General features: G+C 68.9%; 26 protein-coding genes and 1 tRNA gene. 11 read left to right on the plus strand and 16 right to left on the minus strand.

From position 1 onward, the window contains the following. The first annotated feature begins 50 nt into the window (after positions 1-50). On the plus strand, positions 51-314 hold the full coding sequence (locus IEY26_RS02715; RefSeq protein WP_188975592.1) for a hypothetical protein: 264 nt from the start codon (positions 51-53) through the stop codon (positions 312-314). 200 nt (positions 315-514) lie between these two features. Here IEY26_RS02715 and IEY26_RS02720 read toward each other — a convergent pair whose 3' ends face one another. Both IEY26_RS02720 and icd read right to left on the minus strand, forming a co-directional pair. Beyond that, positions 515-1570, minus strand: a complete 1056-nt coding sequence (locus tag IEY26_RS02720) for an aldo/keto reductase (RefSeq protein WP_188975594.1) — start codon at positions 1568-1570, stop codon at positions 515-517. 252 nt (positions 1571-1822) lie between these two features. Beyond that, positions 1823-3085, minus strand: a complete 1263-nt coding sequence (gene icd / locus IEY26_RS02725; protein WP_188975596.1) for an isocitrate dehydrogenase (NADP(+)) — start codon at positions 3083-3085, stop codon at positions 1823-1825. 156 nt (positions 3086-3241) lie between these two features. Between icd and IEY26_RS02730 the strand changes: the two genes are divergently transcribed. Then, a complete protein-coding gene (locus IEY26_RS02730) occupies positions 3242-4093 on the plus strand; it encodes an isoaspartyl peptidase/L-asparaginase (protein WP_188975598.1) in 852 nt (283 codons plus the stop codon). A gap of 15 nt (positions 4094-4108) precedes the next feature. Here the strand turns inward: IEY26_RS02730 and ppk1 are convergent, their stop codons facing one another. Both ppk1 and IEY26_RS02740 read right to left on the minus strand, forming a co-directional pair. Beyond that, on the minus strand, positions 4109-6400 hold the full coding sequence (gene ppk1, locus IEY26_RS02735) for a polyphosphate kinase 1 (RefSeq protein ID WP_188975600.1): 2292 nt from the start codon (positions 6398-6400) through the stop codon (positions 4109-4111). Positions 6401-6443: 43 nt separating this feature from the next. Beyond that, positions 6444-7136 carry a metallophosphoesterase gene (locus IEY26_RS02740; protein ID WP_188975602.1) on the minus strand — a complete coding sequence of 231 codons (693 nt, stop codon included), beginning with the start codon at positions 7134-7136 and terminating at the stop codon, positions 6444-6446. 186 nt (positions 7137-7322) lie between these two features. On the opposite strand from IEY26_RS02740, the gene map reads away from it, so the two are divergent. After that, positions 7323-8219, plus strand: a complete 897-nt coding sequence (gene map / locus IEY26_RS02745) for a type II methionyl aminopeptidase (RefSeq protein ID WP_188975604.1) — start codon at positions 7323-7325, stop codon at positions 8217-8219. Between the two features lie 112 nt (positions 8220-8331). Here map and IEY26_RS02750 read toward each other — a convergent pair whose 3' ends face one another. Beyond that, the gene (locus IEY26_RS02750; RefSeq protein ID WP_188977084.1) at positions 8332-8532 is read right to left on the minus strand and encodes a DUF7835 family putative zinc beta-ribbon protein; all 201 of its coding nucleotides are present in this window, start codon (positions 8530-8532) and stop codon (positions 8332-8334) included. A gap of 141 nt (positions 8533-8673) precedes the next feature. Between IEY26_RS02750 and IEY26_RS02755 the strand changes: the two genes are divergently transcribed. Beyond that, positions 8674-9219, plus strand: a complete 546-nt coding sequence (locus tag IEY26_RS02755; protein ID WP_188975606.1) for an HIT family protein — start codon at positions 8674-8676, stop codon at positions 9217-9219. 1 nt (position 9220) lies between these two features. Here IEY26_RS02755 and IEY26_RS02760 read toward each other — a convergent pair whose 3' ends face one another. The 5 genes from IEY26_RS02760 to IEY26_RS02780 form a co-directional block, all read right to left on the minus strand. Further along, entirely contained in the window at positions 9221-10690 is a 1470-nt protein-coding gene (locus IEY26_RS02760) for an aldehyde dehydrogenase family protein (protein ID WP_188975608.1), read from the minus strand. 197 nt (positions 10691-10887) lie between these two features. After that, complete coding sequence (locus IEY26_RS02765; RefSeq protein ID WP_188975610.1) at positions 10888-12141, minus strand: tRNA (N(6)-L-threonylcarbamoyladenosine(37)-C(2))-methylthiotransferase; 1254 nt, start codon at positions 12139-12141, stop codon at positions 10888-10890. A 129-nt stretch (positions 12142-12270) separates the two neighbouring features. After that, the gene (locus IEY26_RS02770; protein ID WP_188975612.1) at positions 12271-13350 is read right to left on the minus strand and encodes an AI-2E family transporter; all 1080 of its coding nucleotides are present in this window, start codon (positions 13348-13350) and stop codon (positions 12271-12273) included. A 69-nt stretch (positions 13351-13419) separates the two neighbouring features. Next, positions 13420-14064 carry a deoxyribose-phosphate aldolase gene (gene deoC, locus IEY26_RS02775; RefSeq protein WP_188975614.1) on the minus strand — a complete coding sequence of 215 codons (645 nt, stop codon included), beginning with the start codon at positions 14062-14064 and terminating at the stop codon, positions 13420-13422. Positions 14065-14100: 36 nt separating this feature from the next. After that, positions 14101-14703, minus strand: a complete 603-nt coding sequence (locus IEY26_RS02780) for a hypothetical protein (RefSeq protein ID WP_188975615.1) — start codon at positions 14701-14703, stop codon at positions 14101-14103. A gap of 75 nt (positions 14704-14778) precedes the next feature. On the opposite strand from IEY26_RS02780, the gene IEY26_RS02785 reads away from it, so the two are divergent. The 4 genes from IEY26_RS02785 (at position 14779) to IEY26_RS02800 (ending at position 19191) form a co-directional block, all read left to right on the plus strand. After that, positions 14779-15726 (plus strand): ribose 1,5-bisphosphate isomerase, encoded by a 948-nt coding sequence (locus IEY26_RS02785; protein WP_188975617.1) that lies wholly within the window; start codon positions 14779-14781, stop codon positions 15724-15726. 35 nt (positions 15727-15761) lie between these two features. Beyond that, positions 15762-16559: a DUF63 family protein gene (locus tag IEY26_RS02790; RefSeq protein ID WP_188975619.1), complete on the plus strand. Its 798-nt coding sequence runs from the start codon at positions 15762-15764 to the stop codon at positions 16557-16559. 100 nt (positions 16560-16659) lie between these two features. Continuing rightward, positions 16660-18252, plus strand: coding sequence for a DUF255 domain-containing protein (locus IEY26_RS02795; protein ID WP_188975621.1), 1593 nt, complete (start codon positions 16660-16662; stop codon positions 18250-18252). A 63-nt stretch (positions 18253-18315) separates the two neighbouring features. Further along, entirely contained in the window at positions 18316-19191 is an 876-nt protein-coding gene (locus tag IEY26_RS02800) for a TrmB family transcriptional regulator (protein WP_188975623.1), read from the plus strand. 474 nt (positions 19192-19665) lie between these two features. Here the strand turns inward: IEY26_RS02800 and mptA are convergent, their stop codons facing one another. Further along, the gene (gene mptA, locus IEY26_RS02805; protein WP_188975625.1) at positions 19666-20595 is read right to left on the minus strand and encodes a GTP cyclohydrolase MptA; all 930 of its coding nucleotides are present in this window, start codon (positions 20593-20595) and stop codon (positions 19666-19668) included. 88 nt (positions 20596-20683) lie between these two features. After that, positions 20684-21514 (minus strand): NAD(+)/NADH kinase, encoded by an 831-nt coding sequence (locus IEY26_RS02810; protein ID WP_188975627.1) that lies wholly within the window; start codon positions 21512-21514, stop codon positions 20684-20686. 129 nt (positions 21515-21643) lie between these two features. Here IEY26_RS02810 and IEY26_RS02815 point away from each other — a divergent pair, with 129 nt between their 5' ends. Both IEY26_RS02815 and IEY26_RS02820 read left to right on the plus strand, forming a co-directional pair. Further along, on the plus strand, positions 21644-22942 hold the full coding sequence (locus IEY26_RS02815) for a KaiC domain-containing protein (RefSeq protein WP_188975629.1): 1299 nt from the start codon (positions 21644-21646) through the stop codon (positions 22940-22942). 52 nt (positions 22943-22994) lie between these two features. Continuing rightward, positions 22995-23588 carry a flavin reductase family protein gene (locus IEY26_RS02820; RefSeq protein ID WP_188975632.1) on the plus strand — a complete coding sequence of 198 codons (594 nt, stop codon included), beginning with the start codon at positions 22995-22997 and terminating at the stop codon, positions 23586-23588. Here the strand turns inward: IEY26_RS02820 and IEY26_RS02825 are convergent, their stop codons facing one another. Then, the gene (locus IEY26_RS02825; protein ID WP_188975634.1) at positions 23589-24068 is read right to left on the minus strand and encodes a DUF5813 family protein; all 480 of its coding nucleotides are present in this window, start codon (positions 24066-24068) and stop codon (positions 23589-23591) included. Between the two features lie 139 nt (positions 24069-24207). On the opposite strand from IEY26_RS02825, the gene IEY26_RS02830 reads away from it, so the two are divergent. Next, entirely contained in the window at positions 24208-24585 is a 378-nt protein-coding gene (locus IEY26_RS02830) for a hypothetical protein (protein ID WP_188975636.1), read from the plus strand. 382 nt (positions 24586-24967) lie between these two features. Here the strand turns inward: IEY26_RS02830 and IEY26_RS02835 are convergent. From IEY26_RS02835 to IEY26_RS02845, 3 genes are all read right to left on the minus strand, one after another. Further along, positions 24968-25052: transfer RNA gene (locus IEY26_RS02835), tRNA-Leu, on the minus strand. A gap of 55 nt (positions 25053-25107) precedes the next feature. Continuing rightward, entirely contained in the window at positions 25108-25449 is a 342-nt protein-coding gene (locus tag IEY26_RS02840; RefSeq protein ID WP_188975638.1) for a ferredoxin, read from the minus strand. Positions 25450-25567: 118 nt separating this feature from the next. Further along, the gene (locus IEY26_RS02845; RefSeq protein ID WP_188975640.1) at positions 25568-26095 is read right to left on the minus strand and encodes a peptidylprolyl isomerase; all 528 of its coding nucleotides are present in this window, start codon (positions 26093-26095) and stop codon (positions 25568-25570) included. Between the last annotated feature and the right edge of the window lie 30 nt (positions 26096-26125).

Raw genomic sequence — 26125 nt, forward strand, 5'->3', positions numbered from 1 at the left:
CTTCGTAGTCGGGCGGAATATTCAACTGTCGAGCGGGCGACGCGTCGCGTATGGATTTCGCTGTGCTTCGCGCGTACGTGGATTACTTCCTCCCGCGGGAGATCCTCGGACCGGTCGTCATCGTGTTCTCGCTGGAGAGCGTCGTCGACGGCATCTTCAACCTCTACGTCCCCGACGAGTACGCGCTCCTCGGCTGGAGCGTCATCTTCCTCGCCTCCGTCGTCGGCGTCGCCTACTGGGGCGCACGCGACGCGGACGTCGAGGAACTCCGCGACGAACTCGAAGAGCTCCGCGACGAAACGGACGACCAGTAGCTCTCGCTTTCGTCGGGAGTAACGCGAACCGCGTGAAAAACGGTGTGTCGGGTGACGCTTAGTCGGCGGTGCCGACGAGGCCGGCGTCGCGGAGGTCAAGTCGCGTGAATTTTTCCCGTCGGGTTTCCTCGGCCTTCGGCCTGCGGGAACCGCTCCGGCAAAAAGTAACTTAAAAAGGCGCGCCTGCGGCGCGTTCGCGGTTAGTCGGCGGTGCCGACGAGGCCGGCGTCCCGCAGGTCGTCGCCGTCGACGCTCGTGCGGTAGTCCTCCTTCGACATGCCGTCGAAGCGGTCGACGCCGAAGTTGTCCGCGTAGAGTTCGGCGATGCGCTCTCGTTCCTCGTCGCTGAGGCGCGGCGTGTCGGGGGTGCGCGCCCACTCGTCGACGTCGGCCTTCGAGCGGAACGTCGGCGTGACGGACGCGACTTCGTCGAAGGAGAGGAGCCACTGGATGGCGGCCTGCCCCATCGTCCGCTCGCCGTCGCGTTCGAGGAAGCGGAGGGCGTCGACTTTCTCCCAGCCCGTCTCGTACCACTCGTCCGGGCGGAAGCCGCGGTGGTCGCCCGCTTCGAGTTCGGTCTCCGGCGTCACCTGCTCGTTCAGGAGGCCGGAGGAGTGCGGGACGCGCGGGATGAGGCTCGTCGACGCGCCCGACTCGCGGACGGAGTCGACGAAGTGCTGGTGGATGTCCTGTTCGAGGAGGTTCCCGACGTACTGGACGCCGTCGAACTCCTGCTCGATGGCGAAGTCGCCCTCGGCGAGCCAGCCGATGGAGGGGCCGAGCGCGAGGCCGAGCGCGTCGAAGCGGTCCTCCTCGCGGAGCTCGTCGAGGACCTCGAGGACGTCCGGCGTGATCTCCTCCACGTTCGCGTTGTGGAGTTGGAGGTACTCCACGTGGTCCGTTCCTAATCGTTCGAGGGAGCCTTCGACGGCGTCGCGAATGTACGCCGGCGAGAGGTTCTTCGGGAGTTCGCCGTGGCCGGCCTGCGGATTATCGTAGAAGTCGTAGCCGACCTTCGTCGCGACGACCATGTCGTCGTGCTCGGCGAGCACTTTCCCCACTAACTCCTCGCTGCGGCCGTGACCGTAGACGTCGCCGGTGTCGAAGTACGTGATGCCCTGTTCGAGCGCGTACTCCATCATCTCGATGGCGTCGGACTCGTCGCGGTCACCCCACCAGTCGGTGCCGACGGTCCACGCGCCGAAGCCAACCTCGCTCACGTCGATACCGGAATCCGCGAGTTCCCGATACTGCATATCTGGAGGTTGCGTGTAGAGCCACTTAGCCCGACCGGTACGCGCGTCGAATCCGCCGACGCCGCCTTCGCGACGCGAAAAAACGGAGGAGATTGCTCGAACGAGCGATACGGTCGAACGAACCTGCCGACGAGGCGAGGTCGTGGATTCAGCGAGCGTCGCCGATTAGGCGAGGTCGTGGATGTCGTCGGAAAGCTTTGCTTTCCGACTGCTAACGGGAGATCTCTGATCTCCCGTGAACGATCTCGCCGATTAGGCGAGATCGTGGATGTTCTCGACGATTTCCTCGGCGTACTCGCTGGCTGCGAGTTTCTCGCCGCCTTCGACCTGACGTTCGAGGTCGTAGGTGACGCGCTTCGAGGAGATCTGCTGTTCGACGGCGTCGTGGACGAGGTCCGCGGCGTCGTCCCAGCCGAGCTGTTCGAGGAGGATGCGGCCGGAGAGAATCATCGCGCTCGGGTTCGCTTTGTCCTTGCCGGCGTGCTTCGGCGCGCTGCCGTGCACGGGCTCTGCGAGGACGCGGCCGTCGCCGAGGTTCGCACCGGGGGCGATGCCGAGGCCGCCGATCTGCGCGCCGGCGGCGTCGGAGAGGTAGTCGCCGTTGAGGTTCGGCATCGCGAGGACGTCGTAGTCGCCCGTGCGGGTGAGGAGCTGCTGGAGCATGTTGTCGGCGATGCGGTCCTTGACGACGACCTTGCCCTCGGGGGCTTCGCCGTCGTACTCCTCCCAGAGCGTGTCCTCGTCGATGGTCTCCTCGGGGAACTCCTCCTCGGCGAGCTCGTAGCCCCAGTCGCGGAAGGCCCCCTCGGTGAACTTCATGATGTTGCCCTTGTGGACGAGGGTGACGGAGTCACGGTCGTTCTCGATGGCGTACTCGATGGCCTGGCGGACGAGGCGCTTCGTGCCGAACTCCGTGACGGGCTTCACGCCGATGCCGACGGGGCCGTCGTGGATGGTGGAGTCGAAGCCCATTTCGTCCTCGACGAACTCGCGGACCTGCTCGACTTCGTCCGTGCCGGCTTCCCACTCGATGCCGGCGTAGACGTCTTCCGTGTTCTCGCGGAAGTTGACCATGTCCATCTCCTCGGGGGCTTTGACCGGGGAGGGGACGCCTTCGAGGTAGTAGGTCGGCCGCATGTTCGTGTAGAGGTCGAGCTTCTTGCGGAGCGCGACGTTCAGGCTGCGGAAGCCGGAGCCGACCGGCGTCGTGAGCGGGCCCTTGATGGACGTGCGGAACTCGCGGAGCGCCTCGACGGTGTCGTCCGGGAGGTTCTCGCCGTACTTGTCTCGCGCGCTCTCGCCGGCGTAGACGCGCATCCAGGAGATGTCGCGGCCCGTGGCTTCGGCGGCGGCGTCGAGGACTTTCTGCGCGACGGGCGCGACGTCCTTCCCGATGCCGTCCCCGTAGATGATGGGGACGATGGGGTTGTCGGGGACGACGAGTTCCTCCGCGTCCTCGTCGTACGTTACTTTCTCTCCGTCGGGAACGTCGACCTGCTCGTAGTCGTGGCTCATAATCACCTAGGCCCACTCGACAAGTCACTAAAAGGCCTGCTGTTTCCACGCGTCTCTCCCGAAACTGGTCGAAACCGGGGTTCGACGCGTGACGACTATCTGGGCCGAGCGGCGGAACCGTCGGGATTTATCCTGTGGCCCGGCGACGGCGTGGGCATGAAGGTCATCGTGCACGGCGGCGCGGGCGGCGCGCCCGACGAACCCGGACCCCGACAGGACACGCTCGACGAGGCCGCGGCCGCCGGCGCGGACGCCGACACGCCCGTGGACGCCGTCGAAGACGCCGTCCGCGTGCTCGAAGCCGACGCGCGATTCAACGCCGGCCGCGGCGGCGCGGTCCAGTCCGACGGCGTCGTCCGAACGGACGCGGGCGTGATGACGAGCGACCGCGAGACGGGCGCGGCCACCTCGATGCCCGGCGTCGAACACGCCGTCACGGTCGCCCGCCACGTCATGACGGACACGCCGCACATCCAGCTCGCCGGCGTCCACGCCGTCGACTTCGCCGCCGACGTCGGCGTCGAGACCGAGTGCGACCTCTGGACGGAACAGTCGAAAGCGCGCTGGGACGACCTCGACACCCACCCCGAGGGCACGCCCCTCGACCACGTGGAGTGGCTGGAGGAGAAATTCGGCGGGCACGACACCGTCGGCGCGGTCGCCTTCGACGGTGACGACTTCGCCGTCGCCACCTCCACGGGCGGGCGGTGGCTCGCGCTCGCCGGCCGCGTCGGCGACGTCCCACAGGTCGGCTCGGGCTTCTACGCCTCCCCGGCGGGCGCGGCGAGCGCCACCGGCGCGGGCGAAGACATCGCGAAAACCACGCTCACCCGCCGCGCCGTCCGCCACCTCGAATCCGGCCACGACGCCCAGGACGCCGCCCGCCTCGCCGTCGAGGAGTTCGCCGAACTCACGGGCTCCACCGCCGGCGTCATCGTCCTCGACGCCGACGGCAACGCCGGCGAAGCCTTCAACGCCGAAGCGATGCAGACCGCCGTTGACGAGTAACCACCCGGCCCCCGCTCACAGCGACTCCCGCCCTTCCACCGCCGAACTCGCCCCGCCCTCCCCGCCGTCTCCGCTCTCTTCGTTTCCGCCGTCTCGTCCGCTCTCTCGGACTTTATCGCTCCCTCCGCGGTCGGTGGAGCGCGGTCTCGCGGGGTCGGACGCGTCGCCGCCGATGTCGACCGGCTCGTCGTAGTTCGTGTCCTCGATGTCTTCGACTTCGGGGACGTCGCGGACGCGGGCTTCCGCGGCTGCGCGCTCCATGAAGACCGCGTGCGCGTTCACGACCGCGTCGTCGCCCGGCGTCACCGCGTCGTACGTCCCGTCCGGGTTCATCTCCCAGGCGTTCCAGTTGTCGGCGAGCAGCGTGTCGAGCGCGAAGTCGAGGTAGTCCCGCAGGCCGTCGTCAGTGACCGGCGTGACGGCCTCGACGCGGTTGTCGAGGTTCCGCACCATCCAGTCCGCGCTCCCGATGAAGTAGTCCGGGTCGCCCGTATTCTCGAAGTAGAAGATGCGGGAGTGTTCGAGGAAGCGGCCGACGATGCTCCGCACGCTGACGGTCTCGCTGACGCCGTCGAGGCCGGGGCGGAGCCGGCAGATGTCGCGCACGACGAGGTCGATGTCGACGCCGGCCCGAGAGGCCTCGTAGAGCGCGCGGACGACCGTCGGGTGCTCTAAGCGATTCATCTTCGCGACGATGCGGGCGTCCTCGCCGTCCCGTGCGTGCTCGGCTTCGCGCTCGATGAGGTCGAGGAACCGCTCGCGCATCCCGACGGGCGCGACGAGGAGCTCTCGCGAGTTCTGCGGGATGGAGTGGCCCGTGAAGTAGTTGAAGAGCGCGACGAGGTCGTTCCCGATGCCGCGGTTCGCGGTGAGCAGCCCGATGTCCTCGTACTTCTCCGCCGTCTCCGAGTGGTAGTTCCCCGTCGCGACGTGCGAGTAGAGGCGTACGCCCTCGGATTCCTCGCGGACGACGAGCGCCGTCTTCGTGTGCGCCTTGTGCCCGAGCGTCCCGTACGCCACGTGAATCCCCTCCTCCTCTAAGCGCTCCACCCACCGGAGGTTGTTCTCCTCGTCGAACCGCGCTTTCAGTTCGACCATCACCGCGACCTGCTTCCCGTTCCGCGCGGCCTCGATGAGGCTCTCGATAATCTTCGAATCGCGCGCCGTCCGGTAGATGGCGGCCTTGATGGCGAGCACGTCCGGGTCGCGCGCGGCCGCGTCGAAGAACGTCTGCACCGTCCGCGAGAACGAGTGATAGGGGTGGTGGACGAGCACGTCGCCCTCCCGAATCGTCTCGAAGACGCCGGGGCCGCTCGTCGCCGGGAGGCGCGGGTGGTCTCTCGGCGTCCACGCGTCGAGTTTCAACGCCGGCCTGTCGAGGTCGGTGAGCCGGAAGAGCCCGCGGTAGTCGAGCAGGCCGTCGAGTTCGAACACTTCCTCCGCAGCCAGGTCGAGGTGGGTCGCGAGGAGGTCGACGACGGCGTCCGGCGTCCCGGACTCGACTTCGAGGCGGACGACCGTCGCGAATCGCCGCTCTTTGAGCACCGCCTCGATGCGGTTCACGAGGTCTTCTGCGACCGACTCGTTCCGCCGGACTTCCGCGTTCCGCGTCACCCGGAAGAGCGAGTGGTCGACGACGTCGACGTTCGGGAAGAGCGCGTCGAGGTTGTGCCGGATGACTTCCTCCAGCGGCACGAACGTCTCGTCGCCGACGGCGACGAGCCGCGGGCGGTTCCCCGGGACTTTCACTCGGGAGAACGTCGTCTCCCCGGCCTCGTCCGCGTCGTCCCGCGTGAGCACCGCGATGGAGAGACTCTGATTCGAGATGTGCGGGAAGGGGTGGGCGGGGTCGAACGTCAGCGGCGTGAGCGTCGGCAGGACGTCGGACTCGAAGTAGTCGTCGAGGCGCTCCCGTTCGGACGGCGCGACGTCCTCGTACCCGACGACGTCGATGCCGGCGTCCGCGAGCACGCCGTCGCGCACGCGCTGCCAGCAGGCCGCCTGCGCCTCGAAGAGCTCGTCCGCGGTCTCGATGGCCGCGCGCCACTGCTCCGTCGGCGTCATCCCGTCCACCGTCGGGTCGTCGACACCCGCCTCGATCTGCTGTTTCAGCCCGCCGATGCGCTTCATGAAGAACTCGTCGAGGTTCTGCGTCAGAATCGCGAGGAACTTCACGCGCTCCAGGACGGGGTTCCGGTCGTCCGTCGCCTCCGCGAGGACGCGTCGCTGGAAGGCGAGTTCGGCCAGCTCCCGATTCAGGTAGTACGATTCGTCGTCGAGGTCGGATGTGTCTCTCTCAGTGGTCATAGCTCCCCCCTGGCCGCGACCGCTCCGCGTTGCTTCGGCCGGTTCAGGCGACCGTCGGCGGCGTCACGACCTTCGACGCGCTCCGGTCCTCGTGGACCTCCGACGGGCGGATGGCGAGGTAGGAGTCGTCGCGGAGGTCGTACGCCGTGAGCGACCCGCCGTAGACGCAGCCCGTGTCCAGCCCGACGGCCGAATCGAGGTCGACGGGCTCGTCGTGGACGGTGTGCCCGAAGAAGACGCGGGCGTCCCCCTCGTACGCCTCGTACCAGAACGGGCCGTCGTAGCCGTCGCCGTTCGGCGACCGCATGTTGAGCAGGTCGTCGATAGCGTGGTCGGCGAGCGGGCGCGTCGGGTCGACGCCGCCGTGCACGACCATCCCGCCGTCCCACGTCACCACGACCGGGAGCGACTCGAAGAACTCGCGGTCGCCCGGCCGCAGCCAGTCGGGGTCTTTCCGCCCCTCGATGATCTTCTGCTCGTTGTTCCCGCGGACGCTCACGAGCCGGTCGTCGCCGCGGACGCGGTCGACGACGCCCGTGTTGTCCGGGCCTTTCCGGACGAGGTCGCCGACGAAGAGAACGAGGTCGGACGGGCCGAGCGCGAGCCGGTCGAGGAGGCGGTCGAGCTCCGCTCGACACCCGTGGACGTCGCCGACGACGTAGACGTCGTCGTAGGCGTCGATGTCGATCCGTCGGTGGTGCGGGGCGACCGCGTCGTGGAACGTGTGAGTGGACATAGTCTCGTTCGGAGGCCGCTCGCCGCCGGCCGGCGCGCTCCCCCGCGCTGTCGAGTAGAGAGAGGACGCGAGCGGCTTAATCGGTTACTAATAGCGGTGTATAGGCCTATATAGTGTTTGGCCGGCGGTGGCGCGCGGGCGCGGTGTAGCGCAAGACCTTTCGGCGGTTCGAGTGAATCTCGGAGTATGACGGACACCGTCGAACTCGGCAGTGAGGCGTACGAGCAGTACGTGGAAGCCGGCGAGATTCTCGTCGAAGTGATGGACGAAGCCGAAGCCCGCGTCGAGGTCGGCGCGACCCACCTCGAGGTCGCCGAGTTCGCCGAGGAGAAGATCGAGGAACTCGGCGGGGAGCCCGCGTTCCCCGTGAACATCAGCGTGAACGAGGAAGCGAGCCACGCCTCCCCGGGCGCGGACGACGACACCGAGTTCGGCGAGGACGTCGTCTGCCTCGACGTCGGCGTCCACGTGGATGGCTACATCGCCGACGCCGCGCGCACCGTCGACCTCACCGGCGAGCAGACCGAACTCGTCGAAGCCGCCGAGGAAGCCCTCGAAGCCGGCCTCGACGTCGTCGAAGCCGGCGTGCACACCGGCGAAATCGGCGCGGAAGTCGAGGACGTCATCCGCGCGTACGGCTACAACCCCATCATCAACCTCACCGGCCACGGCCTCGCGCACTGGGACGCCCACACCGGCCCGAACGTCCCGAACCGCGGCACGGAGGAGGGAACCGTCCTCGAAGCCGGCGACGTCCTCGCCATCGAGCCGTTCGCCACCACCGGCTCCGGCCGCGTGACCGAGGGGTCGAAGACCGAGATTTACTCGCTCAAGTCCACGCGCGGCGTCCGCAACCGCCAGGCCCGCCAGATTCTCGACACCGTCGAAGACGAGTACCGCGAGCTCCCGTTCGCCGCGCGCTGGCTCGACGGCGGCCGCACCGAGATGGCGCTCCGCCGCCTCGTCATGAACGACAGCCTCCGCTCCTACCCCGTGCTGAAAGAAGACGACGGCGAACTCGTCAGTCAGGCCGAACACACCATCATCGTCACCGAAGACGGCCACGAACGAACGACGGAGTGAGCTAGTCGGTCGCGCGGCTGCTTTCCGGTATCAGGATCGGTCGCAGCCCCGCGCGAAGGGGGAATAAATTGAGGGGAATCGACGGCAGCGAGTGCCTCTGGATGAACCGCCGTTAGGCGTTGTTCATCCGCGTGCTGGTTTCGTCGCCGCACATCCGGCACTGGGAAACCCGGTAGGGTTCCCGCGAGAATTCGGCGTTCTCGGATTTCGAGCTCTCAGTTTTGAGCTCGACGGAGACCTCGTGAGGGGTCTCGCGGCCGCACTTCTCGCACTGCTCAGTCATACCGTCGGAATGCGGTGTTTTGCTTGCCATCGGAACCACCCTCGTAATCACACACGGACTCCCTCTACAAAAACCCAACCCTTGGTCACTCCGTAAGGAAGTGGCCACGGGCGTCGTCGACCCCCGTGACGACCGAACGGTTCTTGCGCGCGGCGGCCGCAGAGTCGGCGTATGGAGCAGGTGTTCGCGCCGTGGCGCATCGAGTGGGTGGAACGGGAGAACAAGAACCCCGACGTCGATTCCTGCGTGTTCTGCGAACTCCCCGAGCGGGGCGACGACCGGGAGAACCTCGTCGTCGCGCGCGCCGACGAGGCGTTCGTCCTCCTCAACAACGCACCCTACAACCCCGGGCACGCGATGGTGATCCCGTTCGCGCACGGCGGCGACTTCACCGGCCTCGACGACGACGCCCTGCTGGCGTGCGCGCGACTGAAGCAGGTGACGCTCGACGCGCTCGACGAAGCGATGGGCGCGGACGCGTACAACACCGGCATGAACCTCGGCGGCGGCCCCGCCGGCGGGAGCATCGAGGACCACCTCCACGAGCACGTCGTCCCGCGCTGGGGCGGGGACACGAACTTCATGCCGGTCGTCTCCGACACGAAAGTCATCGTCGAGGGCCTCGGGGACTCCTACGACGCGATTCACGACGCGTTCGCCGACCACGACGCCGCGACCGGCGTCGCCGAGAGCGGTGCCGTCACCCTCGACCTCTAGCTCACTCGAGGAGCTCGTAGTCGCGGTCCTCGTGCTGGACGCTGATCCACTTCGGCTCGGTGAGCTCTTCGACGATCCACTCGCCGTTGTACCGGCCGAGGCCGGAGGCCTTCACCCCGCCGAACGGCGCGTTCGGCTCGTCCTGAATCGGGTGGTCGTTCACGTGCACCATCCCGGCGTCGATGCGGTCGGCGAGCGCGCGCCCCGCGTCGACGTCGGCGGCGAACACGCCCGCGGATAACCCGTACTCGGTGTCGTTCGCCAGCTCGACCGCTTCGTCCTCGCTCTCGACGGGGATGACGGGCGCGATGGGGCCGAAGTGCTCGTTGCACGCCGCGGACATCTCGTTCGTCGCGCCGGAGAGCACCGTCGGCTCGAAGAACAGGCCGTCGTACTCTCCGCCCGTCTCCACGGTCGCGCCCTCGGCGACGGTGGATTCGACGAAGTCCGCGAGCTTGTCGCGCTGACTCTCGTTCACGATGGGGCCGAAGTCCACCTCGCCAGCCGAGGGGTCGCCGACGTCGAGCGACTCCGCGTGCTCGACCAGCGCCTCGACGTACTCGTCGTAGACGTCCTCGTGGACGAGGTGGCGGTTGATACTGATGCAGACCTGACCCTGGTGGGTGAAGGAGCCGACCGCGCCCGCGGCCGCGGCCTGTTCGACGTCCGCGTCGCCCGTGACGACGAACGGGCCGTTCCCGCCGAGTTCGAGCGCCGGGAGCGTGATCTGTTCGCCCGCGTGCTTCGCAACCGACCGGCCGACCTGCGTGCTCCCCGTGAAGGAGAGGACGCGCGGCGTCGGATGCCCCGCGAAGTGGTCGCCGATTTCGGAGCCCTTCCCGGTGACGACGTTCAGGACGCCGTCGGGGACGCCGACCGAGTCCGCGACGTCCGCGAGCAACAGCGCGCCCGTGATGGGCGTGTCGCTCGCCGGCTTCAACACGACCGTGTTCCCGAGCGCGAGCGCCGGCGCGAGCGCGCGCGTCGACAGATGCAGGGGGTAGTTCCACGGCGAGATGATGCCCACCACGCCCACCGGCTCGTGCACGATGTGGTGTCGCTTCCCGCCGACGAACGCCGAGTCACGCACGTCCTCCTCCGGCGGCTCCTCGGAGAGCGCCGTCTTGAAGTCCGAGAGCGCGATACCGACCTCGCCCGTCGCCTTCCCGGACGCGCTCCCACTCTCCCGTGCGAGCAGGCCCGCGATTTCACCGAACCGGTCTTTCAGCTCGTCGTGCATCGCCTCGACGTACTCCAGGCGCTCCGCGCGCGACAGCGCCGCCCACTCCGACTGCGCGTCCGCCGCCGCCGCGTAGGCGTCGTCGACGTCGTCAACCGTCCCCGCCGGCACCTCAGCGAACGCCTCGCGCGTCGCCGGATTCTCCACCGCCATCGTCTCCCCGCTCGACGACGCCCGCCACTCACCGCCGATGTACTGCCGCCACTCGCCGTCACTCGAACCTTCGGACATTACAACCGACAGACGAACGCCTCGCTCATAGAACTTCGCAAAGAACCACTCGGGTTCCACCTACCAAAAAACGAAACCACCCCGGGACCAGACGACCCCGAGGACCGCTAGTCGCCCGTCGCTTCGGGTCAGACGGGCCGAGTCAGTCGGCTATCGCTCCGACTGTCACGCGCGAGTGAGCCGTCTGCCGACCCGGCTCACACGGGCTTCCCGAACGCGTAGACGGTCTGGTGCCCGGTGACTTCGACGTCGAGGAAGTCGCCGGGTTCGACGCCGTGCTCGGAGGCGTTCTGCACGATGACTTGGCGGTAGGCTTCGTCGTAGCACTTCACGGAGTCCGCCGTGCCCTCCTCGGTGACGAGGACGCTGCGGGTCTCGCCGACCATCGACTCGTAGGCCTCGGCGACGACCTCTCGCTTCAGTTCGCTCATCGCCTTCGAACGCTCCTTCTTCTTCGTCCCGCCGAGCCCCTTCAGGTCCGCGGCATCGGTTCCGGGACGCTTCGAGAACCGCGTCACGTTCACCTTCTCGGGGCGCGTCTCCCGCAGGAGCGCCATCGACATCTCGTGGTCCTCATCGGTCTCCGTGGGGTAGCCGACGATGAAGTCCGTCGAGAGCGTCCACTCGTCCAATTTCTCGTCGAACGTCTCGACGATGTCGAGGTACTGCTCGACGCGGTGCTGGCGGCGCATGTGCTCCAGGACGTCGTCGCTCCCGGACTGCACGGGCGCGTGCAGGAAGTTGTAGATTTCGTCGTACTCCGCGAAGACGTCGGCGAGCTCCTCGCGGATGCCGTGCACGCCGCCGGGGTTCGCCATTCCGACGCGCACGCGGAAGTCGCCCTCGACCTCGGTGCAGATGCGTTCGAGGAGTTCCGGGAGCTTTCGCTCCCCGTTGTCCCAGCCGTACACGCCGGTGTCCTGACCGGTGATACGGATCTCCTTCGCGCCGGCGTGGACGAGCGCGCGCGCCTTCTCGACGTTCTCCTCGACCGGCGGTGAGTCCACGCGGCCGGTCGCGAACTTCGTGATGCAGTACGAGCAGTTCGACATGCAGCCGCGGGCGATCGGGAGGATGCCGATGACGCCGTCGAGAACGGGTTCGGCGTCCGGCGTGGTCGTCGGACACTCCCCGTTCGTGACGGCGTCCGGGACTTCGTCCCAGTGGAGGACTTCGCCCTCGACGTCGGCGTCGCGGAACTCCTCGCCCTGCGCGAGCGCCATGCAGCCGGTGATGTAGAGGTCGGCGGTCTCGTCCGCGAGCTCCTCGGCGCGCCGGAGCATGTTCCGCTCCGTCTTCTCCACCACCGTACAGGTGTTCAGGATGGCGACGTCCGCCTCGTCGACGCCGTCGACGCGGCGGTGACCGGCGTCGCGGAGCCGCCGCTCGATCTCCCGGCTCTCCCCCCGGTTCGACGTACAGCCGTACGTCTCGATGTGGTACCGGGCCATTTCCTCCTCCTTCGACGCGAACGCCCAAAAGGACGACGGAACGGGCACTCACCGGCCCGATAACTCCTGGCACACTCGCTCCGCCGGACACACCCGGGGTCGCCGGGGGCGGGCAGGAACCCCTGGGCGTCAGGGGTCATCGAGCGGGTCGCGGTGGACGAGTCGCGGGAGGACGCGGTCGGCGGCTTCGGCGACGAGGACGACGAGGAGCGGGCCGAGGAAGAGGCCGTACCAGCCGAACACGACGGTTCCGACGACGTAGCCGAACATGACGAGTTCGACGCGGAGGTCCATGCGGCGGCCGGCGATCTGCGGGAGGACGAAGGTGAGCGGGACGAAGTCGGCGACGACGAACGTGACGAGGAGGAAGGCCAGTGGGAAGACGAGGAGGGCGTCGTCGACCTGCGCGGCCTGCCAGCCGAGGTAGCCGGCGGCGGGGAGGTAGACGACTTTCCCGGCGATGAGCGGGACGAGGCTCGCGAGCCCCATCGCGATGGCGAGCACGGTCGGGAACGGGAGGGCGACGGCGGGGGGCGCGAGGACGTTGTAGCCCTGGAAGAGGAGTTCGGAGACGATGGCGACGAACGCGACGATGATGACGTTCGAGAAGTAGACGGATTCGAGGTCGGCGTCGACGGCGGACGCGTACGCCATCGCGAGGCTGCCGGGGCCGACGAGGCGCGCGAACCACGCGCGGAGCCGGTGGCCGTCGCGGAGGAGAGTGAAGGCGACGAGGAGGGCGACGCCGACGTTCGCGAGCCAGTTCGACGCGTGACCGAGGTAGGAGAGCGCGATGTCGATGTGGACGGGCGTGCTCGCGCCGTTCGCCATCAGGTAGCCGTAGAGCTGGCGAGCGGGATGTGTGAGGAGGGCGTCGACGTCGATGCCGGCGGTCGCGAGAATCGAGCGGTACTCCGCGAGCTGTGGGGCGAGTTCACCGAGCGCGAGCACGGCGAAGTAGCCGGCGACGAGGAGGAAGGGGAGCGCCGTCACGAGCAGCGTCGCCGTCGCCGCGAGGCCCTGCGAGGGACTGTGGCGTTCGACGCGGCGGTGCATCGGGCGCGCGCCGTAGTACATGAAGACGCCGAGGAGGAACGTGCCGAGGAGTTTGAGGGCGACGAGCCCGACGACGGCGGCGAGAACCGCGACGACCCCCCACCAGGCGGCGCGCTCGCGGGACGGCGCGCTCGACGGGAGGTCCCAGCCCATACTCCACCCCTCTGGCTGAATCCTCAAAAACGGGGCGGCCGTCGCGACAGCAACACCGACGCCGACGCGTCAGGCGTAGTTCTCGACGTAGTCCTCGACGATGGCGACGCCGGAGCTCGCGCCGATGCGGGTCGCGCCCGCGTCGAACATCGCCGCCGCGGTCTCGTAGTCGCCGACGCCGCCGGACGCCTTCACGGGGAGGTACTCGCTCATCAGTTCGACATCGGGGACGGTCGCGCCGCCGTCGGCGAACCCCGTCGCCGTCTTCACGAAGTCCGCGCCCGCCTCCCGAGCGAGCTTGCACGCTCGGTGTTTCTCGGGCGCTTCGAGCAGGCTCGTCTCGATGATGACCTTCACGTCGATCGGCACGGCGGCGACGACGGCCTCGATGTCCTCGCGGACCGCCTCCGTCTCGCCGGCGTGCAGTCGGCCGACGTTGATGACCACGTCGAGTTCGTCCGCGCCGTCGTTCCACGCGCGCTCGGCCTCGTCGCGTTTCGCCGCCGTCGCGTGCTGGCCGTGCGGGAACCCGATGACCGTGGCGAGCGTCACGTCCGGCGCGTAGTCGGCGGCTTCGGCGACGTAACACGGCGGGATACAGGCGTTCAGCCCGTACTCGACGCAGTCGTCGAGGAGGGATTCGACGTCGTCGGGCGTCGTCTCCGGCCCGAGCACGGTGTGGTCGATGCGCGCGGCGAGGTCGCGTGCGTCCATACCGGACGGCCGGCGCGGAGCGAGAAAAACCCGCCGCTAGTCCCGCGTCTGATTCCGGAGCGACGCCGTCGTGGTCGCCGCGACTCGGTCGTCGACGAGGCGACCGTAGCCGGGCGCGGAGTAGACGCCGCGGGCGCGGTGGCGCATCGTGAAGTCGCCGTCGACGACGTACCGGTCGCTCCCGGAGTCGACCGTGAGCGACTCGTCCCGGACGGCGCGGCTCGCGAGTGTCCCGTTCCCGGACGCGACGTACGCGTACGACCACGCGACCGTCGCCGACGGCGTCACGGGGTTGTAGGCGACGGTGCGCTCCTGAACGCGCACCGCCAGGACCGGTCGGTCGTGACTCCCGTTCAGGGTCTCGACGCGCTCGACCGTGAGGCCGGCGCGTTCGAGGCGCGTCGCCACGCCGTCGGCCACCCGGTCGCTCCCCGGCCCCGCCGCGTGCAGGTGCATTCGTCCGTCGAACTCGCTCGTGGCGTTCCCGGCGACGGTCTTCCCCACCGTCGAATCGGTCGCCGCCTCGCTCGCCCCGACGTGGAACGGAACGAACGCGAACGCGGCGGCGACGGTCAGGCAGGCGACGGCGGTGACGGCGACCGCGGCGAGCGCGAGCGAACGGCGTGAGTCGAGTGACACGTTCGCCGTCTCGTGGGGACGAGTGAAAAGCGCCGCGCCCAAGCGGTTTTGCCGGCCGGCCGCGAACCCCTATGTATGGTCAGCGAGGCGGTGGAGCGAACCGCGGAGCGAATCGCGACGATGGAGGTGCGCGGCGCGGCGACGATCGCGCGAGCCGCCGCCGAAGCGCTGGCGACGGCCGCCGAGGAGTCGGACGCCGACACCCCCGAGGCGCTCAGGGCGGACCTCCGGGAGGCCGCGCGCGTCCTCCACGACACGCGGCCGACGGCGGTCAGCCTCCCGAACGCCCTCCGCGTCGTCCTCACCGACGTGCAGGGGGAGACGGCGTCGGAGCTCCGCGCGTCCGTCGTCGAGACCGTCGACGCGTTCGTCGCGGGGCTGGACGCGGCGCGCGACGACCTCGGGCGCGTCGGCGCGAACCGCCTGCGCGACGGCGACACCGTCATGACGCACTGCCACTCGACGGACGCGCTCGCCTGCGTCGAACACGCCGTCGAAGACGGCAAATCGATTTCGGCGTACGTGAAGGAGACACGGCCGCGCCAGCAGGGCCACGTCACCGCCCACCAGCTCGCCGAGCTCGGCGTCGACGTGACGCTCATCGTGGACAGCGCGGCGCACCGGTACCTCGACGACGTGGACCACGTGCTCGTCGGCGCGGACGCCGTCACCGCCGACGGCTCCGTGATAAACAAAGTCGGAACGGCCGGCCTGGCGGTGAGCGCGCGGGAGCGCGGCGTCCCCGTGCTGTGCGCGGCGCAGACGCTGAAACTCCACCCGGACACGCTCGCCGGGCACTCGGTCGAGATCGAGATGCGAGGCGAATCGGAGGTCATCGAGGCGGGCGAGCGCGAGCGCGTCGGCGACATCGAGGTCGCGAACCCGGCGTTCGACGTGACGCCCGCGCGGTTCGTGGACGCCGTCGTCACCGAGCGCGGTCAGTTCCCGCCGCAGGCCGTCGTCACGCTGATGCGCGAGCGCTACGGGGACGCGACGACCGACCCGTGGGCGGAGCCCGAATAGCAACCGTTTAACTGGCGCACGCCCGGACTCGGGGTATGGTGTTGCCCTCGGGTTTCACGTTCCCCGTCGCCTACCTCGCCGTGCTCGGCGCGGCGGCGCTCGCAGTCGGGTACGCGCTCTCGCGAGCCGACCCGGTCGTGGACGCGACGACGATTCTCGCCTGGGGGCCGTGGATGGCCGTCGGCTCCACGCTCTACGTCGCCTCCCAGCTCGGCCTCGTCGGCGGCGTGCTCGCACCCGCCGTCACCGCGCCGACCGTCTACCTCACGACGTTCGTCGCCGCCGGCGTCGTCTGGCTCGCGACGCTCCGCACGCCCTATCCGCGCCGCGTCTTCGCCGGCGTCGGGTTCCTCGTTCTCTCCGTCCCAATCTCGCTCGCGCTCCGGTACGGCGCGACCCACGGCGGCCTCACGCTCGCGTGGCCGCTCGCCGGCGGCGTCGCCGCCTGCGCCGTCACCGCCGTCGTCTGGGTCGCCCTCGACCAGCTCGCGCCCGACGCGACGCGGGTCGCGGGCGCGGCCGGCGCGCTCGTCGTCTTCGGCCACACGCTCGACGCCGCCACCACCGCCGTCGGCATCGACATTCTCGGGTTCCACGAGCAGACGCCGCTCTCCGACATCGTCATCCAGGCGGGTGCCGCCGTCGTCCCCGGCTACGGCGGCTGGCTCTTCCTCCTCGTGAAGACCCTGCTCGCCGCCGGCATCGTCGTCCTCCTCGCCGAGTACGCCCGGGAGGAACCCCGCGAGGGCTTCCTGCTCTACGGGCTCGTCGCCGCCGTCGGCCTCGGTCCGGGCGCGCACAACTTCCTCCTCTTCGTCGTCACGACGCCGTGACCGAGCGCGTACGCCCTCGCGCCTTCGACGCGCTGGCGAACCCGCCGTAATTCGGGCCGGGTTCGAAGTGCTTTCACGCCCCGGCGACCGACTACGGGTAATGACGGACCTACTGGAGCGTTCGCTGGTGGAGTGGCGGCCGTGGGGGCCGGAGGCGTTCGCGGACGCGGCGGCGGCGGAGAAACCCATCCTGCTCTCGGTCGTGACGCCGTGGTCGGAGTGGTGTGCGCGGATGGACGAGGAGGCGTTCGGCGTGCCGACGCTCGCCGGGAACATCCACGAGTCGTTCATCCCGGTGCGCGTGAACGCGGACGAACAGCCGATGGTGCGCGAGCGCCACACGACCGGCGGCTTCCCGTCGACCGTCTTCCTCACGCCCTCCGGCGAGCAGATTTCCGCGGTGACGTACATGGACGCGGAGGGGCTGCGGAGCGTGCTAGAACGCGTGCGCGAGGTCTACGACGAGAAAGGCGACGACGCCGGGCGGGTGCCGCGCGCGCTCGCGTCGAACACGCCGCCGCAGGGCGCGGTGACGCCGGACGTCGAGCGACTCCTCGCGGGCCAGCTAGAGGATAAGTTCGACGAGGTGAACGGCGGGTGGGGGAAGAACGAAAAATTCCCGATGCCGGGGACGGTGGAGTTCGCGCTGAAGCGCGACCGGGCGCGGGCGACGCGGACGCTGGACGCCATCGAACGCCACCTCCGCGCCGACGACGGCGGCTTCTACCGGTTCGCGCACGAACCGGACTGGTCCGACCCACAGCGCGAGCGCCTGCTCGACACGCAGGCGGGCGTGACGCGGGCGTTCGCGCACGCCTACCTCGCGACCGGCGAGGAGGCGTACCGGGAGACGGCGGAAGCCGCAATCGACTACCTGACGGGGACGCTCTGGACGGGCGACTTCTTCGCCGGGAGCGAAGTCGGCGAGGGCGTGGACGACCACGGCTTCGCGGACCGGAACGCGGTCGCCGCCGACGCGCTCCTCGCCTACGCGGCGTACACGGACGACGACGTCGCGGCGCGGTACGCGGAGCGCACGCTCGACTTCCTGGAGTCGCTCTGGGACGGCGAGGCGCTCACGCACTTCGTCACCGACGCGCCGCGCTCGGTGGGTCGCGTGGACTCGCCGACCGGGCTCCTCGGGGATTACGCCGGGGCGACGCGGGCGTTCGCGCACGCCGCCCAGATTCTCGACCCGGCCTACGCGGAGACGGCGGCCGCGCTCGCCGACGCCGCCATCGACTCCCTCTCCACGGAGAGCGGCGCGTTCAAGGACGGCCCGACGAGCGCGGAAGGCCTGCTCGACCGGGAACTCCACCCGGTGGACGACAACGCCGTGCTCGCGGACGCGCTCGTCGACCTCGCCGTCCTCACCGGCGACGAATCCTACCGCGAGCGCGCCGAGGACGCCATCGGCGCGTTCGCCGGCGCGGCCGACCGCATGGGCGTCCAGGTCGCCGTCTACGGCACCGCCGCGTCCCGCGTCGTCGCCCGACCGCTCACGATTCGCGTCGCCGACGCCCCCGGCAGCGACCTCCACCGCGCCGCCCTCCGCATGGCCGACCACGAGAAAATCGTCGTCCCCGACGCCGACGGCCCCACGGGCACCGCCGCCGTCGAGACCGACGCGGGCGAACGGGGCCGCGCCGACGACCCCGAGTCCCTCGCGCGCCTCGTCGCCGACAGCGCCTGACCCGCTCCCGCCCCCTGTGAACTCCCCGATGGTTTAATCCGACACCGGGTCCTCAGAACGCGTATGGCCACACTCCGCGACCTCGGACTCTCCGAGTACGAGGCGAACGCGTACCGGTCCCTCCTCGAAACCGGCCCGACAACCGCCAAAGAGTTGTCCGCCGCTAGTGACGTGCCGATGGGGCGAATCTACGACGTGCTCTCCAGCCTCGAATCCCAACACCTCGTCCGCGCGCAGTCCGCCGGCCGCCCGAAATCCTACGCCGCCGTCGACCCCGAGAGCGCCCTCGACGACCTCCTCGCCGCCCGGAAACGCGAACTCGCCGAGCAAGCCGAACAGTACGAGGACATCGTCGACGACCTCACCGGCGAGCTCTCCGGCGTCGACACCCCCGACGCGGGCTTCTGGGAGGCCGCCGTCGGCCCCGACGACGCCGTCTCCCTCCTCCTCGAACGCATCGCCACCGCCGACGACCACGTCCTCATGGCCGCCGCCACCCCCGTGAACGGCATCGACCTCTCCGACGTCTCCAACCGCCTCCTCACCGCGCTCGTCGACGCCGTCGACCGCGGCGTCACCGTCGACCTCCTCGCCAACACCGACCTCTACGCCGAACTCCCCACCGACATCAACGAACAGTACGTCACCGAACTCCTCGCCCGCGACGGCTACGACGCCCGCGCCACCGACGCCGTCGACGGCGACCTCACCGTCATCGACGACGCCGAAGTCTGCCTCAGCATGCCGAACCCCGTCGACCACGAAGAAACGTTCGCGCTCGTCGCCGTCACCGACCCCGAGTTCGCCGCCGAAGTCACCGACGAACTCCGGGAGACGTGGCAGGACGCCACGCCGCTCACCGCCGCAGAACCAGAGCGCGCGAACGCGGAACCCGACGACGCACACACCGAGTTCGGCGACGCGAACCCCGAACCATAGCGACCGCGGACTCTCCGCCCGTTCCCGTCGTTCGACGGACCCAGCCTCCGCCTTCGCTCTGCTCGCGGGTCGTTCCTCCCCGTCACCGGAACGCTCCGCGTTCCGGTTGCGAGCGAGAACCCCGTTCTCGCTCGCGCTCGCTTTTCCGCGGTTTTCGCGCGAACGCCAGTGCGTGCGAGCAGGGAGGGACTCGTTCCGACCGTGCTCACTCCTCCCTGCGGTCTGCTCGCGTGTCGCTTCGCTCCCGCTCGCTTTTCCGCGGTTTTCGCGCGAACGCCAGTGAGTGCGAGCAGGGAGGAACTTGTTCCGACCGTGCTCACTCCTCCCTGCGGTCGTCGTTCCGAACCGCGTCGTCGTTCCGAACCGCGTCGTCGCTCCTTCCGAACCGCGTTGGCTCGCGTGTCGCTCCCACAGGTCGCTCCCGCTCGCCTTATCGCGGTTCTCGCTCGCGCCTTCGGCGCTCTCCGAACCGCGTTACTCGTTCACTTCGGCGCGCAGGTCGCCGAGGGTCGCGACGCGCTCTGCGTGCGCGTTGTGCTGGTGGATGGACTCGTCGTTCGACTGCCGCATCGTCACGACCGCGCCGTCGTCGAGGCCGTCGTAGGCGTCGACGACCTGTTCGGCCATCGAGCGCACGCAGTCCTCGACGAACTTCGCGTTCGCGTGCGCCTGATAGGTCATGTGGTCTTCGTCCGGGCGCTTCGCGAGGTTGTAGATGCGCGCGCTCATCGAATCACGCGCGATGTCGACGAGGTCGAGCAGGTCGACGTCCGGCGTTCCCTCCGTCTGGAGGGTGAGCGTCGCGTGCCCGCGCTGGCTGTGTCCGGCCTGCGGGACCTCGCGCAGGAACGCCTTCACGTCCTCTTCGGCGACGCCGAGGTCTTCGAGGGCGTCGCGCGCGGTCGCGCTCATCATCTCCTGACTGCACGGACAGACCGTCATCCCCGTGACGCGCGCGCCGACCTCCTCGGTCGTCGGCTCGCCCTCGCGCGCCGTCGCCGACGCGATGACGTCCACCGTCCCCTGCGTCTCGCGGTCGGACGCCGGCGTGTCCTCCCGAATCATGTACTCGGCCTCCATCTCCACCGTCGCCGTCGTCGTGTAGTCGTGTTTCTCCAGCAGGCGGTCGGCGGCCTCGCCGCAGACGTCCTCCACGCGGTACGCCGGCTCGCGCGTCGCCGCTTCCAGCGTCTCGTCGATGACCTCCATGTTCCGACTCATGTCGATGCCCTTCCGCTCTCTCGGGAGGTCGACGTACACCTCGAACTCCGCCATCAACACGATGGGACGCTTCTCCTCGCGCGCGAGCTTCACGAGTTTCTCCACGCCGGTGACGCCGACCTGGCTCAGTCCGACGGACACGTCGGGCGCGGACGCCTGGACGTCCGGCAGCTGCTTACTCATCGGTCGCTCTTCGCCCGGTCGCCGGTTAGTGGTTACTACTTACCACTCGGGTGTGCGAGCGGACGCCCGCGAGAACCACCGGTGTCGCCTACTCGAGTTTGTTCAACGCCTTGAAGAAGTCCGTGTCGGGGCCGGCGACCCGCGCGGGGACGTCGGCGCGCTCCAGCGTCACCACGCTCGGCGGGTCGACCTCGACGCGGTCCGCGCCGTCGCTCGTCACGACGACTGACTCCGCGTCCGCCACCCGAACCGATACCTCGCTCTCCGAGCCGACGACGAGCGGCGGCATCGCGTCGTCCGCGCAGAGCTGATTCAGCACGAAGCCGTCCATCGCGGGCGTGACGAGCGGGCCGCCCTCGCTCAGGTTGTACGCCGTGCTCCCCGCGGGCGTCGCGAGGAGAACGCCGTCGGCGCGCCCCGACGCGTACAGCGACTCGTCCACGCGCACCTCGACGTTCACCCCCTGCCCGTGGCCGCGCTGCGAGCCGAGCACGACGACCTCGTTCAGCGCGGGCGTCAGCGACCACTCCGCGTCGCCCGCCGACGCCGTGATGCGCGGCACGTCGCGCGCCCGAACGCTCCCGGTCTCCCGGAACCGCTCGACCTCGCGCGCCACCGCGTCCACCGCGTCGTCCGGCGACACCGGCGCTAAAAACCCGACCTCGCCGAGGTTCACGCCGAGCACGGGCGTCCCGTCCGCGCCGCGCGCCGCGAACAAGAACGTCCCGTCCCCGCCGATACTCACGACGAGGTCGCAGGCGTCGAACGAGTCGACCGCCCACCCCTCGACGTCGATATCCGCCGCGGTCGCCTCGTCGACGCGGGCGGAGACACCCTCGTCCCGGAGCAACTCACGGACGTCCGCCGCGAGATAGGCGGCGCGCGCGTTCCCGCGCTGCGCCACGATTCCCACCAACATACCCGCCCCGACGGCGGCCCGGAGTAAAAACCGGTCGGACGCGCGCGGCGGGCGAAACTACTTTGCGGAGTCCCACACTCGAAGGGAGTGTGAACACCCGGGGCATCAACGCGGACAGGGGGTGGGACAATGGCTGACGACGACGAGGAAGACTGGTTCGAGCGCGCGCTCCGCGAAGAGGACGGCGAATCCGAGGAGTCCGAGGACGAAGCGCGCGAAGCGGGCGACGAACCCGCGGAGCCGGCGGAGACAGCCGACGCCGGCGACGTCGACGCCGACGGATCAGCCGAGGGCGAGTCCGCGCCGGCGGCCGACTCCGAGTTCGACTTCGACACCGAACCAGAGCCGGAAGCCGAACCCGAACCGGAACCCGGACCAGACGCCGAATCCGAATCGGCGTCCGAGTCCGAACCAGACGCCGAGTCCGAACCGGCGTCCGACGACGAGTTCGCCGACGCCTTCGCGACTGACACGGCCGAGGAGCCGGCAGGCTCTGAGAGTGCCGGCGAGTTCGGAATGGGTGAGTCCGAGCCGGCGTCCGACGACGAGTTCGCCGACGCCTTCGGCGGTGGAGGCGGTGGTGGGGGCGGTGGCGGTGAGTTCGGGTTCGACCTCGACGAGGGCGGGAGCGGCGGCGACGGCGGCGGTGGCGGGTTCGGCTTCGACCTCGGTGGTGACGGGTCGCCCGGCGGCGCGGCCGAGGAGGAGTTCGACGAGGCGTTCGAGACCAACATCCCCCGCATCGACCTCGGCATCGAGGGGCTGGACGCGATGGTGCAGGGCGGCGTCCCCGACCGCAGCCTCATCGTCGCTATCGGCTCGGCGGGAACGGGGAAGACGACGTTCGGCCTTCAGTTCCTCAATCAGGCCATCGAGAACGACGAACGCGGCGTCTACATCACCTTAGAGGAGACCCGCGAGCGCATCGTGCAGTCCGCGTCCGAGAAGGGCTGGCCGTTCGAGGAGTACATCGAGCGCGGCGACCTCGCCGTCGTCGACTTAGACCCCGTCGAGATGGCGAACTCCCTGAAGAACATCCGGAACGAACTCCCGGCGCTCATCGAGGATTTCGGCGCGTCCCGCCTCGTCCTCGACTCCGTCAGCCTCCTCGAGATGATGTACGACGACCAGGCCGTCCGCCGCACCGAAATCTACGACTTCACGAAAGCGCTGAAGAAGGCCGGCGTCACCACGATGCTCACCTCGGAGGCGAGCGACGACAACGCCTTCTCCTCGCGCTACGGCATCATCGAATATCTCACTGACGCCGTCATCGTCCTCCGCTACGTCCGCCCCGAGGACTTCCGGGAAACCCGTCTCGCCATCGAGATACAGAAAATCCGCGACGCCAACCACTCCCGCGAGACCAAACCCTACGAGATCACGAACAACGGCATCTCCGTCTACCGCCAGGCGAACATCTTCTAGCCCGACACGTCCACCCGGAACGGTTCTTAGGGGGCGTGCTCTACGTGAACGCGTGCCGGAATTCGAAACCGCCGACCTGACCGAGCGCGAACGCGCACGCATCGTCAAGACCGCCGTCTCCCCGCGGCCCATCGCGTGGGTCGGAACCACGAGCCCGGACGGCGTCGACAACCTCGCGCCCTACAGCTCCTACAACTACGTCTCCTCCGCGGAGCCCGTCGTCGTCTTCAACTCGCCGAACGCCGATCACGGCGGCCTCAAGGACTCCGCGCGCAACGCCCTCGACACCGAGGAGTTCACCGTCAGCGTCGTCACCGAACCCCTCTTGGAGACGATGGACGCGACGGCCGAACGCCTCGGACCCGAGGAGAGCGAGTTCGACGCGTTCGACGTCGAGCGCGCGCCCTCGAAGACGGTGACGCCGCCGCGCGTCGCCGACGCCCTCGTCTCCATGGAGTGTACGCTCCACGACGCCGTCGAAGTCCACGACCGACTGATGGTTCTCGGCGACGTCACGCGCTTCCACGTCGCCGACGACGCCCTCGTCGACGGGAAAATCGACTCCCAGAACGTCCCGACCGTCGGCCGACTCGGCGGCCCGTTCTACACGGCCTCGACCCCCCTCCCCTTCGAGCGACAGAACTAATCAGAGCGGCGTGCCCTGCGTCCCCGTCTCGCTCGCGTTCTGACTCGCGCGCTCGCGCATCGCCTGCACCGGCTCGACGTAGTCGTATCCAGGGATGATTCCCTCGAACCACGTGCCCTCGACGTAGTTCACGACGGCGAGCGCGTCGTCCGGGGCGTTCCCCGGGCGCGCGTCGAGCGTCGTCGTCACCGTCACCTCCGCCGCGTCACGCTCCACCGTCGGCTCCCCCGTCTCCGCGTACGTGACGCCCTCCACGTCCTCCACGCGGAGTTCGAACGTCTCGAACCACCCGTCCTCAACGACGCCCGCCACCACGTCCTCCTCGACCACCGCATCGAGCGTCGGCACCGTCACCGCCACCGTTACCGTCCCCCCGTCCACGGTGACGACGGCGTCCCAGTCGTTCGTCGTCGGCTCGAACCCCTCGCCCCGCTCCGCGAACTTCCCGTGCGACTCGAACTCCGCCGTCACTTCACTCATACCGCGTGAATACGCGTTCGAACGGAAAGGGGCTTTCGTCACTCCACAGCCCCGAACCGGACCTCGCCGGAGCGACGCGGGCGTTCGACCGACGGGACCCGGCCACCCCGTTTATCCATCCTCCCGGTGTGGTCGGAGTATGGACTCCGTCGCCCAAAGCGTCTACGAGACGCTCGACGACGTCGACGCGCTCCGGAGCGTCGCCTCCTTCGCCGCCACCGAACGCACCGTCGTCTTCCTCCGCGAAGACGTCGAACCCGACTTCCCCGAAACCCGCCAGCAGGACACTCTCCGAGAAGCCCTCTTCCAGACGATGGCCGCCCCCATCCTCGAAGAAGAATTCGGCGGCGACCTCCACACGACCACCCACGTCTTCGACGACAAACTCGTCTTCATCCACCGAGTCGACGCCGACGCCGACGCCGGCGTCTTCGTCTCCCTCGACAACAGCGGCGACTTCGCCCACCGCGAGATCCTCAGAGCCCTCGAAGCCGCGACCACCCAACACCGACAGTAGCCGTCTCCCCTCGACGCCCGACGACGCGAGCGCTGTCGCTCGACGACCAGCCCGGTCTGCGGGGAGAGGGATTTGAACTTTGGTCGGACGTGCTCGCTGACTCGCGCCGACGGCGCTCGTCTTCCCGCGATTCTCACTCGCTGCGCTCGCTCCGAATCGCGTTCGCTGCGCGCGCCCTCCCGAGTTCAAATCCTCTCCTGAAAGTGAACACAGTCGCTCCGCGACGGGTTCGACATGCGAGGAGCGTGATTTGAACTTTGGTCGCAAATCGGAGATTTGCTCCCTGATTCAAACTCCTCGCTCGCAGTTATTCTCGCTCCGCTCGCGTGAGTAGTACGAACGCGAGCAGGGAAGAGCCACGCTCTGACCGTGCTCGAAAACATGCGAGGAGAGGGATTTGAACCCACGAACCCCTGCGGGAGCGGATCTTAAGTCCGCCACCTTTGGCCAGACTCAGTCATCCTCGCTGGAGAGTAACTCTCCGAGTGGAGCAAACCGCCCGGCCTACCTGAATCTGACGGACTACCAGTCGACGCTGATGGTGCCGTCGCCGTGGGGGTCGGGGGCGATTTCCTCGTTCGTGCGGCGGTCGATGACGTGGATGACGCCGGGGCCCTTCTTCGCGGGGCAGGCGTCGGCGGCGGCGACGTTGTCGTCGAGGGCGTCCTCGTCGAAGAAGTACGTCTTCGGGCGGCCCATCCCGCTCTTGATGTCCATCTCCCAGTTGTCGGAGACGGCGGCGCACTTCCCCGCGCCGAAGCATTTGTTCGCCTCGAAGAGGAGCTTGTAGGGGGCGTCCTCGACGGGCGGGGCGTTCGACTCGCCGATCTCGGTCGGGTCGACCGGTTCGTCCGCGTCGCTCATACGCGTACTCGGTGGCCCGGCCTCTTTCACGTGTCGGTGGCGGCGCGGACGGAGGACACGAAACGAGCGCGGAACGCGGAGAAACTGGGCGCGGGCGCGCGGTGCGTCGTCGTTGTGGTTAGCGGTCGTCGTGGATTTCGACGGATTCGAGCGTGACGTCCTTGACGGGGGCGTCGTTCCGGTCGGTGGGGACGTTGCCGATGTCCTCGACGACGTCCATGCCGTCGATGACTCTGCCGAAGACGGCGTGGCGGCCGTCGAGGTGGGGCTGGGCGTCGAGGGTGATGAAGAACTGGCTGCCGTTCGTGTTCGGGCCGGAGTTCGCCATGGAGACGATGCCGGCGTCGTCGTGGTTGAGGTCCTCGTGGAACTCGTCGTCGAACGTGTAGCCGGGGCCGCCGCGGCCGGTGCCGGTGCGGTCGCCGGTCTGAATCATGAAGCCGCTGATGATGCGGTGGACGGGGACGTCCTCGTAGTAGGGTTCGCCGTCGACTTCCTCCTCGGTCTCGGGGTCGATCCACGTCTTCTCGCCGGTGGCGAGGCCGACGAAGTTCTCGACGGTGTTCGGCGCGCGCTCGTGGTAGAGTTCGATTTCGATGTCGCCCTCGGACGTGTGGAGAGTCGCGGTCAGGTCGCTGTCGCTCATGCGCCGAGGGAGGCGGCGAGCGCGGAAAAC

This window comes from Halocalculus aciditolerans (genome assembly GCF_014647475.1).
Lineage (GTDB): Archaea > Halobacteriota > Halobacteria > Halobacteriales > Halobacteriaceae > Halocalculus > Halocalculus aciditolerans.